10 protein-coding genes are annotated in these 11,276 nt (G+C 55.5%); 6 read left to right on the top strand and 4 right to left on the bottom strand.

Translation table 11 applies throughout. From position 1 onward, the window contains the following. Positions 1-825 (top strand): LysR family transcriptional regulator (locus IOB61_RS12195; RefSeq protein WP_290817023.1); only part of this gene is annotated, 825 nt, incomplete at its 5' end. A 34-nt stretch (positions 826-859) separates the two neighbouring features. Here IOB61_RS12195 and IOB61_RS12200 read toward each other — a convergent pair. The 3 genes from IOB61_RS12200 to IOB61_RS12210 all read right to left on the bottom strand — a co-directional run bounded on the left by IOB61_RS12200 (position 860) and on the right by IOB61_RS12210 (position 2,418). Next, positions 860-1,609 carry a glutathione S-transferase N-terminal domain-containing protein gene (locus tag IOB61_RS12200; protein WP_290817027.1) on the bottom strand — a complete coding sequence of 250 codons (750 nt, stop codon included), beginning with the start codon at positions 1,607-1,609 and terminating at the stop codon, positions 860-862. A 120-nt stretch (positions 1,610-1,729) separates the two neighbouring features. Then, complete coding sequence (locus tag IOB61_RS12205; protein WP_290817030.1) at positions 1,730-1,966, bottom strand: helix-turn-helix transcriptional regulator; 237 nt, start codon at positions 1,964-1,966, stop codon at positions 1,730-1,732. Beyond that, complete coding sequence (locus IOB61_RS12210; protein ID WP_290817033.1) at positions 1,966-2,418, bottom strand: DUF2178 domain-containing protein; 453 nt, start codon at positions 2,416-2,418, stop codon at positions 1,966-1,968. The genes IOB61_RS12205 and IOB61_RS12210 overlap by 1 nt, the downstream gene beginning before the upstream one ends. 182 nt (positions 2,419-2,600) lie before the next feature. Here IOB61_RS12210 and IOB61_RS12215 point away from each other — a divergent pair, with 182 nt between their 5' ends. The 5 genes from IOB61_RS12215 to rpmG all read left to right on the top strand — a co-directional run bounded on the left by IOB61_RS12215 (position 2,601) and on the right by rpmG (position 8,651). Beyond that, a complete protein-coding gene (locus tag IOB61_RS12215) occupies positions 2,601-3,530 on the top strand; it encodes a 2-oxoglutarate and iron-dependent oxygenase domain-containing protein (RefSeq protein WP_290817037.1) in 930 nt (309 codons plus the stop codon). A 261-nt stretch (positions 3,531-3,791) separates the two neighbouring features. Next, positions 3,792-6,359 (top strand): TonB-dependent receptor, encoded by a 2,568-nt coding sequence (locus tag IOB61_RS12220; protein ID WP_290817040.1) that lies wholly within the window; start codon positions 3,792-3,794, stop codon positions 6,357-6,359. 139 nt (positions 6,360-6,498) lie between these two features. After that, positions 6,499-7,251 (top strand): NUDIX hydrolase, encoded by a 753-nt coding sequence (locus tag IOB61_RS12225; RefSeq protein WP_290817044.1) that lies wholly within the window; start codon positions 6,499-6,501, stop codon positions 7,249-7,251. Beyond that, a complete protein-coding gene (locus IOB61_RS12230; protein WP_290817048.1) occupies positions 7,248-8,414 on the top strand; it encodes an MFS transporter in 1,167 nt (388 codons plus the stop codon). Before IOB61_RS12225 ends, IOB61_RS12230 begins: the two co-directional genes overlap by 4 nt. 69 nt (positions 8,415-8,483) lie before the next feature. Further along, a complete protein-coding gene (gene rpmG / locus IOB61_RS12235) occupies positions 8,484-8,651 on the top strand; it encodes a 50S ribosomal protein L33 (protein ID WP_240007432.1) in 168 nt (55 codons plus the stop codon). 468 nt (positions 8,652-9,119) lie between these two features. Here rpmG and uvrB read toward each other — a convergent pair. Next, positions 9,120-11,276, bottom strand: a 2,157-nt coding sequence (uvrB, locus tag IOB61_RS12240; RefSeq protein WP_290817054.1) for an excinuclease ABC subunit UvrB, incomplete at its 5' end; no start/stop codon positions are given.

Consider the following 11,276-nt stretch of genomic DNA (forward strand, 5'->3'; position numbering starts at 1 on the left):
GAAAAAGTGGGCCTCTCTCAATCAGCAGTCAGCCGCCAAATTGCGGCTCTGGAAGATGGTCTGGGCGTACCTTTGTTTCACCGCCATGCCCGCGGCCTGATCCTGACTGGGCCTGGTAAAGTGCTGCAGCAATCAACCGGCCAGATGGCCACAATCGCCGCTGTTGCTGAGTCTAACTTAAAAGATGCGCGCGATCGGCCGCAAGGCGAACTCATCGTCACCGCCCCGATTGGCATTGGCGCAACCTGGCTTGCGCCGCGATTGGGCGGTTTTATGGATGCCTATCCAGACGTGTCGCTGCGCCTCTTACTGGACGACCGCGAACTCGATCTTACGACTTTGGAAGCCGAATGTGCGATCCGTCTATGGGAAGCCACCCATGCCGATTTGATCCAGCGCAAAATCCTGTCCATCACCACGTCGCTCTATGCGTCACGCGATTATGTCGCCAAGCATGGCATGCCGAAGTCGCCAGAAGATTTGGCCAATCACCGCGTGATCGCCTATGGCGCACGTGCGGGCGACCCCATGAAAGTGTTGGACTTTGCCCTCACCTTGGGCCGGGAAGAGCACCGTCCACGGGAAGCGGCGCTGACGATTAACAACGTCTCAGCCCTCGTAAAAGCGGTGGTCGCAGGCCTCGGCATTGGTGGTCTGCCCGATTATCTGGCTCAAGCCGATACAGGGCTCATGCGCATCTTCCCAGAAACCGACGGGCCCAATATCGACGTCTTCTTCATCTATCCCGCAGATCTTCGCCGCTCCAAGCGGATTGCGGCCTTCCGGCAATATTTGCTGGAGCAAGCGGTGAATTGGAAGGGCTGAAGCGACCTAGCCCCTGCCCTCCCATTCAGATGACTTAGGTCTTGGTGACAGCGGCGGTTTGGCCAAATAAGGATTTGGCGGCTGCCTTCATGTCTTCCTTGGATTGTTCGCCAGCAGGCTTGCGCAGGGCCTCGCCAACTGCATTGCCCGCGATCACGGCAGGGCGGGCGTCAATCTTCTCAAACCAGGCTTTGACATGGGGGAAATCATCCAGATTCTGGCCAAAGAGTTTCGCACCACGCACCCATGGATAGGACGCCATATCGGCAATGGAATAATCACCAGCAAGGAAAGGCGTCTCTTTCAATTGACGCTCCATCACGCCATACAAGCGATTGACTTCATTGGTGTAACGGGTCTGGCCATATTCAATCAGCTTTGGATCATCAACCAGATTAGGCGCATAGAGACGGAAATGGCTGGCTTGACCGGACATGGGGCCAAGGCCTGCCATTTGCCACATGACCCATTCATCGACCTTTACCCGACCCCGTTCGTCACTGGGGTAGAATTTGCCCGTCTTTCGACCGAGATATTGCAGGATGGCCCCGCTCTCAAACACCGAAATTGGCTTTCCATCTGGACCGTTCGGGTCGATGATCGCAGGCATGCGGTTATTCGGGCTGATGGCAAGGAAAGCTGGCTCAAATTGTTCGCCCTTGCCAATATTGACGGGCTTCATCTCATACGGCAGCCCCATTTCTTCCAAAGCGATGGAGATTTTCCAGCCGTTTGGGGTTGGCCAATAATAAAGTTCGATGGGGTTTTGTGTGGGCTGCGACATGAGCATCTTCCTATGTGATGACCTGGGACTTGCGCCGGTTAGCCTCAAGTCGGGTTCCTGTATCATAAGCGCAAGCGGAGAATATCCAACAGAGCTTGATCGAAATTCTCACCAGTCAGATCAATCTCGCGGCCGTGGCTCTTCTTCCTCAAAGTGGAATAAGGTTTCAAACGGCACCGACAGTGCCCGAGCCATACGAAAGGCTAGCTCTAGCGACGGCGCATATTTCTCGGCTTCAATCGCCAGAATGGTCTGACGGGTCGCCCCCACAAGATTGGCAAATTCCTGTTGGGTGAGGCCTGCTTGCGTCCGCAGCTGTCGGATCTGATTGAGGACACGCCCCTTTGCGACAGCCATTAGGAAGTTCGGCTCAACACAAGCACCATCACTTGCTTAACCCCATGACAGAGAAACAAAATGGCCATCAATACGAAAAACAAAGTTGGCAAATGCTGGACGTTCAAGGTCCATTGGGCGGGGGTTGGATAGGTCGATTGCAAGAGGACTTGCCAGATAAGAACATTGATCGCGATAAATCCGACAAGAAGACCAAGGTGATCTGCCTTTGCGACGATCTGCTCGTCCCGCTCGTCTTCAAGAGCCCCTTTCTTACGCATAGAGGTGGCCCACATACTCAAAGCAGCCTCACCTGCAGTACCAAATCCCAGCACAAAAAACCAAGTGCGCCAGATATGACGTGCTTCTTGGTCGGGGATAGACCATCCATCTATCATATTGCTGGCAAGATAAGCGAAGATAGCAAGGCTAATAAGAAGGGATATGCCTGCTTTCTTTTCTGTAAGCGTCATGACCCTGACCTTTCATATCGGCAAAATGTACAAAATGTTTTACATACCCTGCCTAAGCCTCCGATCCGTACATGTCAAACATGTTATACATTTTGCCCTCCCATTCAGCCTGAGACGCATTGACGCCTTGAGCTTTCCTTGCCCCTCCCGTAGAAGCCAAGGCCGTTTTGGAGCAGACCCTCATGCCAGATTCAGTCATCAAACCCGTATCGATGAAAACCTATGACACCGACTTTGCCGGGTTTTCGAAAGAATTGGGTGGCTGGTTTGAGAAGTTCGGCTTTGCCATCGTGGCCGACCATGGAGTCGATCAGAAAATAATCGACACCACCTTGGAAAAGGCCAAAGCATTCTTTGCCTTACCAGTGGATGTGAAGAAGTCTTATAAGTCGCCTGTCGGCGCGGGCCAGCGCGGCTATACCGCCTTTGGGGTGGAGACCGCCAAGGATCACACCATCGCCGACCTGAAGGAGTTTTGGCACCAAGGTCGTGACCTGCCAGAAGGACACCGCTTTTCCAGCGTGATGCCACCCAATGTCCCCATGCCAGAGATTGAAGGCTTTGATGCCAGCCAAAAGGCGATGTTTGAGGACTTTGACCTGTTGGGCAAACGCATTTTGCGGGCCATTGCTACCTATCTCGAACTGCCAACCGACTATTTTGACGACAAGGTTGCTGAAGGCAATTCAATCCTGCGAACCCTGCACTATCCCGCCCTCGGCCCCGATGTGACGCCAGGTGCGATCCGGGCAGGTGCCCATGGCGACATCAATGTGATCACGCTTCTTCTGGGCGCTGAAGAACCCGGCCTACAATTGCTTGACAAATCAGGCCAGTGGCAGGCGGTTACGGCCCCTGAGGGCTGTGTGGTGATCAATATTGGTGACATGCTGGCCCGCCTCACCAATGACCGGCTGCCCTCGACTGTGCATCGGGTGATTAATCCAGAGCCCGAGCGCGCCCGTTTCGCCCGCTATTCCTCGCCATTTTTCCTGCATTTTTCCCCCGATGTCTTGATCGAAACCCTGCCGATGAATGGTCCAATCAAATATGAACCCATCAATGCACAGGATTTTCTGGAACAAAGGCTTCGCGAAATTAAGCTCGCCTAGTTACCATTTGTTAAGACACTTCACCAAAACAGCCTAAATCATTGGCCTATCGGGCAAAAACACCTCGATTTTTGCGCCTTTCTGGCAACACTTTGGAAGCCTTGCAGTCAAGAGCCGGAAAAACGCTTCGCATGTGTTGCAGGTTGAAAGCGAGCAGTCTAACGATAAGCTAGACCAAGATGTAAGAATCTTCGGACACCAAAGGCCAATCCCCGGTTTTGCTTGGGTTTGGACCAAAAAAATTCTTTTGGGGAAACACACATGCGTTCAAACACCACTTCAAAGATCAGCCGAGTTGCGCTGCTTTCGTCCATTTGCTTGGCCAGCATTGGCTTCGCAAGCGTCGCGCAGGCCCAAACCGCGCCAGCGGCAGCAGAACCCGACCAAGCACCAGAAGTCGTCATCGTGACGGCAACCAAGCGCGAAACCACGCTGCAATCCATCCCGGTTGCTGTGTCGGTTACCTCCGCTGATACGATCAGCAAGGCGCAAGTGCGTGACTTGAACGACTTGCAAACGCTCGTTCCTTCGCTGCGCGTCAGCACCAACCAAAGTTCCTCGAACGCAACCTTCATTATTCGCGGCTTCGGCAATGGTGCCAACAATGCCGGTATCGAACCTTCGGTCGCAATCTTCATCGACGGTGTGTATCGTTCGCGCGCAGCGGCTGGTATCAATGACCTGCCAAACCTGCAGCGCGTCGAAGTCTTGCGCGGCCCACAATCGACCCTGTTCGGCAAGAATGCTTCGGCTGGTGTGATCTCGGTCGTCACCCGCGAGCCTAAGTTTGAATATGGCGGTTCGGCCGAAGTCAGCTTTGGCAATTTCAACGCGATTGTCGCCAAAGCAGACGTCACCGGCCCCTTGGGTGAAAATGCCGCAGGCTCCATCGCCTTTGGCCTCAACAAGCGCGACGGTTATGTGGACAATCTGGCCATCGGCAAGAAGATCAATGACCGCGACCGTTATTACATCCGCGGCGATTTGGTCATTAAGCCAAGCGACCAATTGAAGGTCCGCGCCATCGTCGACTATGACCATCTGGAAGAATTGTGCTGCGCCGTTGTCAACGTGAAGGACGGCCCAACCGGTGCCATCATCCGCGGCATTGGCGGCAAAATCGTTTCCAACAGCCCCTTCTCTGACCAAGTCCAGTCGGAAATTGCGCCTGTCAACGAAATCTCCAACCAAGGTGTTTCGCTGCAGATCGATTATGACTTCGGCAAGTGGCAGTTCACCTCGATTTCGGCCTACCGGAATTCGAAGAACTTCTCGGACGGCGATATCGACTTCACCAGCGCAGCTTTGGCCAGCGCCTATAACAAGTTCGAAATCGACACTTTGACCCAAGAATTCCGCTTGGCGTCCAGCTATGACGGCCCGCTGAACTTCTTGTTGGGTGGCTATTTGTTCAAGGAAGAAATCGACCAGCAACAAGGCGTTGTCTATCAGAAAGACTTCCGCGCTTATGCGAATGGTCTGACTGGTGGCGCATCTTCGCCATTGGCCTTGATTGAAAATGCTTTGGGTCTGCCAGTTGGCACCACCTTCCAGCGCCAAGGCACGGGTACCACCGAAGACATGGGCATGAAGAATGATGCTGCATCGCTCTTCGGGACGATCGATTACAAGATCACCCCTGCTCTGACCTTGACCGCGGGCTTCAACTATACCGACGATATCAAGAAAGCTCGCATCAATATTTTGAGCACCGACACCTTCTCGGGTCTCGACCTCAATGCCTTCGGCGCAGGCTTCTTGACCAATGCATTGACCCCAGTCATTGGCGCAACCAATGCGGCAGCTGTGGCACGTAGCGTTGCTGGCACCCCTTGCCCAGCCGTTCAGCCTCCAGGTCTGCCAACCTGTAACCCATTCTTGGGTCTGCGCGCCTTGCAGTTCCAACCACCGTTCTTGAACATTCCAAACGCGGTGGAAAGCGGCAAGACCAACGATTCCAAGACGACCTACTCGTTCCGTCTGGCTTGGGAAATCAACGACAACTGGAATGCCTATGCCAGCTATGCAACTGGCTTTAAGGCGACCTCTTTCAACCTGTCGCGTGACTCCCGTCCATTCGCTGCCGACTTCATCCCAGGCAACCCAATCCTGAACCCAGCCCCATCCAGAATCCGCAATGCGGGTCTGGCTGTGACCAACCTCAGCACCGGCACCCGCTTTGCTGGTCCTGAAGAAGCAACGGTTTCAGAAATTGGCGTGAAGGCGCGCTTCCCCAAGGGCGCATTCAACCTGACCTTGTTCGACCAAGAGATCGCGGGCTTCCAGTCCAACGTCTTCACCGGCACGGGCTTCCAGTTGGCCAACGCAGGGACCCAATCGTCCAAGGGTGTGGAGTTCGACGCAACCTATCGGCCAATCCGGCCTTTGACCTTGTCGTTCGCCATGACCTATCTGGATCCGCTGTATGACGACTTCAAGCAAAGCGCCTTCGGCGACTTGTCGGGCGTTCAACCAGCAGGCATTGCCGAACTGACCTATTCTGCCTCGGCTACCTATGTGCAGCCACTGGCGAATGGCGAACGTTTGACCTTCCGGGCTGACTTCTTCCACGAAGGCGAAACCCAGATTGCAGACGGCCTGGAAGGCAATCGCGCTGCGGCTATTCCTTACACCCGCGAGATCAACACCTTGAACGGTGGTGTCTTGTACACGATGAACAATGGCTGGGAACTGACCGTCTGGGGTCGTAACCTCACCGACGACCGTTATTTGACCACCATCTTCGCTGGTGTGGCTCAATCGGGCACGGTGTCTGGTTATCCAAGCCAGCCACGCACCTATGGTGTGTCGGCCAAATACATCTGGTAAGCTCTGGCTGATCTAGATCAAAATCAAAGCCCTCAACCTTCGGGTTGGGGGCTTTTTTTGTGGGTCAAAGTGGCCGAGCAGCAAACTCAAAGCGGATGGGGTCTTCCCATTTGCGCCAATCAACCTAAACCCATCTGCCATGACCCAGCCCGTTGACCTCCTTGCCCTCGATCCATCCGCAGAACGGGATATGCCCTATCAGGCTGGTAGTCCAAACGCACCAGCGCGCGCGCCACGCCCGAAGGATGCGGCGACCTTGATCTTGATCCAGCACACCCAATCAGGCCCAAAAATCCTGATGGGTAGGCGGGCGAGTGGTCATAGCTTTATGCCCGACAAATATGTCTTTCCAGGCGGCAAGGTCGACCGTTCGGATCGCTTCATCCCAACCCATGACGAACTTCCCGCGCAATCGGCGGAAGATTTGTCCAAGGCCAATAAGACCCGTCACCCGCGCGCCTTTGCCTTGGCAGCCATCCGCGAGACATGGGAAGAAACGGGCCTATTGATTGGCAAGCCCGGCAGCGTGCAGCTGCGCACAACGGATCCAGGCTGGACCAGCTATGCCGCTGCCGGCATCGCGCCCCACCTCAGCCCGCTGCACTTCTTTGCCCGTGCCATTACTCCACCCCAACGCCATAAGCGCTTTGACGCGCGCTTCTTCATCGCCAATGCCGAAGAGGCGCTCTATGACCTGCGGCCAGCCCGCGATGGCGCTGAAATGCAAGACTTGCGTTGGTTCAGCTTGGAAGAGGCCTTTGGCTTGGATCTGCCCAATGTGACCCGCTTCATTCTGGGCGAAGTGCAAGCGCGCCTTCAGGCCCCAGACAAGCCCCATGCGCCAGCCTTCTTGCGCTGGGGTCGTACTGGCCCGCAGATGGACCGGCTATGAGCGAGGCGCGCATGTCTCCTGCGACCTGGGCCGGGATCGGAACGGCCCTCAGTTGCGGTTTGATTGCCGCTGTCGGCATTGCCATCAATGCCCCCTTGTTTGCCCTCACGCTGGACGATACCGGCATGTCGGCTACCGAAGTCGGTTTCCTGATGACCTTTGCAGGACTGGCTGGCCTACTCTGTACGCCCGTGGTGCCCTGGTTGATGGGCCGCTTCCCGGTGAAAGTCATTCTGGGTGGCGGGCTTTTAGCCTCAAGCCTGATGTTTCTCCTCTATCCGATGACCGACAATGTCTGGGTGTGGACCGCGATCCGCTTTGGCTTTTCAACCTCCCTCACCATTATCTTTGTCGCCTCAGAAGCTTGGTTCTTGGAACTTGCCCCGGCCCATTTGCGCGGCAGACTGCTGGGGCTTTATGCCGCCACATTCGCGGGTGGGTTCGGCATTGGGGGCTTTGTGATTGCGCAATTGGGCCATCAGGGCCCGGAAACGCCCTATGCGGGGGCGGCGATCATGGCTTTGGCCACCCTGCCCCTTTTCCTGCTCAAGACACCAGCTGCTACACGGCCCGAGGGGGCCGAAGCGAAACCTTCTGCGCTACTTGCCCGCCTGATGATCGCCCCTGCCCTCTTCGTGCCGGCCTTTGCCATGGGTGCCATTGAAACCAGCGCCTTCAACCTCTTTCCACTCTGGGTGCGCGAAGTTGGCTTTGAAGATGCCGCAGCGGGCTATTTGATTGCGGCCAGTGGCCTCGGCAATATCTTGCTGCAAGGCCCCATTGGGGTGCTGGCAGACCGTTATGGACGCACGCGTACGCTTTTGGGGGTTGCCATCATCGGCTTTATTGGCCCCTTCCTCTTGATGGCTGTACGGTCGCCGACAGAGGCCTATGCGATTTGCTTTGTGTGGTCTGGCTGTGTCACGGGCTTCTACACCTTGGGCTTGATGGGCCTTGCCGAACGTTTTGGCAAAACCGAATTGGCCGGTGCCAATGCCGCCTATGGCGGCAGCTATGGGGTCGGCCAATTGATTGCACCTTTGGCCGGAGGCACGCTCTTACAAACCCTTGGCCCGTCGGGCTTTCTGGCGGGTCTGGCGGTCATGGCGCTGACGCCTATTCTGGCGATTGCTGTACAGCATCAAGCGCAGAGAAAGTCTTGACCTTTGGCTCGGTTTAGGGTCTAAGCGCCCCCTCAGTTTCACCCATACCGCAACCGCGGGAGATTTATCATGGCCAAACCGGCCTCTATCAAAATCCGCCTGAACTCGTCTGCTGGCACCGGCTTCTTCTATGTGACCAAGAAGAACGCCCGCACCAAGACCGAAAAACTGCGCATGAACAAGTATGACCCTGTCGCACGCAAGCATGTCGAGTTTGTCGAAGGCAAAATTAAGTAAGCTTCTCACACGTGTGAGCTTAGCCTGTTAGGCGCGCTTTGGGTCTCCAGAGCGCGCTTTTTGGTTTGGGTGACTAAATCTATCCCCCTATTTGTTGCGTCGAGTAAGCTATGGCCGTGCAGGTTTGGGGGTTTTTGGTTTGGGCGCGGGCAGAAGCATAGCCACTTGGACCGGAATAACCATAGCATTGTTATCCCCGATGGTGTCAGCCAGTCGGGGACCTTGTACCGCAAAGTCCCATGAGGTCCCCGCTCTGCGCTTTGCTTCGGCGGGGATGACATCGTATTGGATGGTTTCTTATCTGGACGCGCTTTGGTGATCCTTCCGGCCCACCAAACCGCTTGGTATATCGTGACCGGGCGATGTGTCGCGTCAAATCGCCCACGAACAATTGAGGCTGGCCTTTGGTGGAGGCATAGCCTTTACCAAAGCCTTCTAGACGAAAAGGAAATGATTTGGCCGCGCACCCTACATGCCCAGTTCCAAGCGCTCCAGCCGCTTGATCTCGTCGCGCAGGCGGGCGGCTTCTTCAAACTCAAGGTCGGCAGCGGCGGCCCGCATCCGCTTTTCAAGGTCGGCCAAGGCTGCTTTGAAATTATGGCCCGCAGCGCCTGCCTCGGGCAATGCTTCAGATTTACCCCTGCCCTTGCCTTTACCCTTCACATTGGCGGTAGCATCGGCGTCGGCACCCAACCCAATCGTAACACCTTCCTTGCCATAGGGGCTGTTGAGGATGTCGTGAATGTTCGAGCGAATCGATTGGGGCGTAATGCCATTGGCTTCGTTCCACGCCATTTGCTTGGCGCGACGGCGATCGGTCTCATCGATGGCGCGTTGCATAGAGCCCGTGATGGAGTCCGCATACAGGATCACCCGACCATCGACATTGCGCGCGGCGCGGCCAATCGTCTGCACGAGGCTGGTTTCTGAGCGTAAAAAGCCCTCCTTATCGGCGTCGAGAATGCAGACCAATTGGCATTCTGGAATATCAAGACCTTCGCGCAATAGATTGATCCCGATCAGAATATCGAAATTGCCTAGGCGAAGATCGCGAATGATCTCAATGCGCTCAACCGTATCAATATCGCTGTGCATATAGCGAACCTTCAGGCCCTGCTCATGCATATATTCGGTGAGGTCTTCGGCCATTTTCTTGGTCAAAGTTGTCACCAAAACGCGCCCGCCTTGTGCAATCGTCGCACGCGATTCTGCGATACAATCATCGACCTGGGTAAAGCCTTGGCCCGTCACCGGCCGGATCTCAACCGGGGGATCGATCAGGCCCGTGGGACGAATGACTTGCTCGACAAACACCCCGCCCGTTTGGTTCATTTCCCATGGGCCGGGCGTTGCCGACACCGAAATTGTCTGAGGGCGCATCGCGTCCCATTCCTCAAACCGCAGCGGCCGATTGTCCATGCAGGAGGGTAAACGGAAGCCATAATCCGACAGGGTTTTCTTGCGGCTATAATCGCCCCGGAACATCCCGCCGATCTGAGGAATGGTCACATGGCTTTCATCGACAAACACCAAAGCATTGTCGGGTATATATTCGAACATGGTTGGCGGGGGTTCACCCGGATTGCGGCCCGACAGATAGCGGGAGTAGTTTTCAATCCCAGCACAAGACCCAGTCGCCATCAACATCTCAAGGTCAAAGTCGGTCCGTTGTTTCAGACGTTGAGCTTCGATCAACAGGCCGTTTTTCTCAAACCATTCCACGCGAGCCTTAGCCTCGGCCTTAATCTTCTCAATCGCTTGGCTCAAGGTTGGGCGCGGGGTGGTGTGGTGGCTATTGGCATAGACTTTGATGGCCTCAAGATCGGCCGTCTTCTTGCCCGTCAGCGGGTCAAATTCGTGGATGGCTTCAACTTCATCGCCGAAGAACAAAACCCGCCATGCCCGATCCTCATAGTGTGCTGGGAAAATATCGAGCGCATCGCCGCGCAGACGGAAATTGCCGCGCGCGAAATAGAGATCATTGCGCTTATATTGCAGCGCCACCAGATCGCGCGTCACCGTTTGCGGGTCGGCCCGATCCCCCGGCTTCAGCACAAAGGTCATGGAGGAATAGCTCTCAACCGAGCCAATGCCATAAATGCACGAAACCGAGGAGATGATGATCACATCATCGCGCTCCAATATCGCCCGCGTCGCCGCATGGCGCATCCGGTCGATCTGTTCGTTGATATTGCTCTCTTTTTCAATATAGGTATCGGTCCGCGGCACATAGGCTTCCGGCTGATAATAATCATAATAAGAGACGAAATATTCTACTGCATTATTGGGGAAGAAGCTTTTGAACTCGCCATAGAGCTGGGCGGCCAAGGTCTTATTGTGGGCGAGGATCAGGGCCGGACGCTGCAACCGATGGATGACCTGTGCCATGGTAAAGGTCTTGCCAGAGCCGGTGACGCCCAGAAGAACCTGATCCTTTTCGCCCTCTTGCGCCGCTTGGCACAAGGCCTCAATGGCGGCAGGCTGATCGCCTGCAGGCTGGTAATCGCTCACCAATTCAAAGCGCTTGCCGCCTTCAAATTTCTCTGGCAGCGCGGGGCGGTGGGGCTGCCAAGCAGGAGGCGCTGCACTGCCGCGCGCATCAAGGACATTATAGTCAAAATCATA

Origin of the sequence: Aquidulcibacter sp. (genome assembly GCF_020253525.1) — a bacterium.
In the GTDB taxonomy this organism is placed as follows: domain Bacteria; phylum Pseudomonadota; class Alphaproteobacteria; order Caulobacterales; family Aquidulcibacteraceae; genus Aquidulcibacter.

Bases quoted from the DNA above. Each gene is read 5' to 3' on its own strand.
- IOB61_RS12200 (WP_290817027.1), bottom strand. From the start codon at position 1,609: ATGTCGCAGCCCACACAAAACCCCATCGAACTTTATTATTGGCCAACC.
- IOB61_RS12205 (WP_290817030.1), bottom strand. From the start codon at position 1,966: ATGGCTGTCGCAAAGGGGCGTGTCCTCAATCAGATCCGACAGCTGCGG.
- IOB61_RS12210 (WP_290817033.1), bottom strand. From the start codon at position 2,418: ATGACGCTTACAGAAAAGAAAGCAGGCATATCCCTTCTTATTAGCCTT.
- IOB61_RS12215 (WP_290817037.1), top strand. From the start codon at position 2,601: ATGCCAGATTCAGTCATCAAACCCGTATCGATGAAAACCTATGACACC.
- IOB61_RS12220 (WP_290817040.1), top strand. From the start codon at position 3,792: ATGCGTTCAAACACCACTTCAAAGATCAGCCGAGTTGCGCTGCTTTCG.
- IOB61_RS12225 (WP_290817044.1), top strand. From the start codon at position 6,499: ATGACCCAGCCCGTTGACCTCCTTGCCCTCGATCCATCCGCAGAACGG.
- IOB61_RS12230 (WP_290817048.1), top strand. From the start codon at position 7,248: ATGAGCGAGGCGCGCATGTCTCCTGCGACCTGGGCCGGGATCGGAACG.
- rpmG (WP_240007432.1), top strand. From the start codon at position 8,484: ATGGCCAAACCGGCCTCTATCAAAATCCGCCTGAACTCGTCTGCTGGC.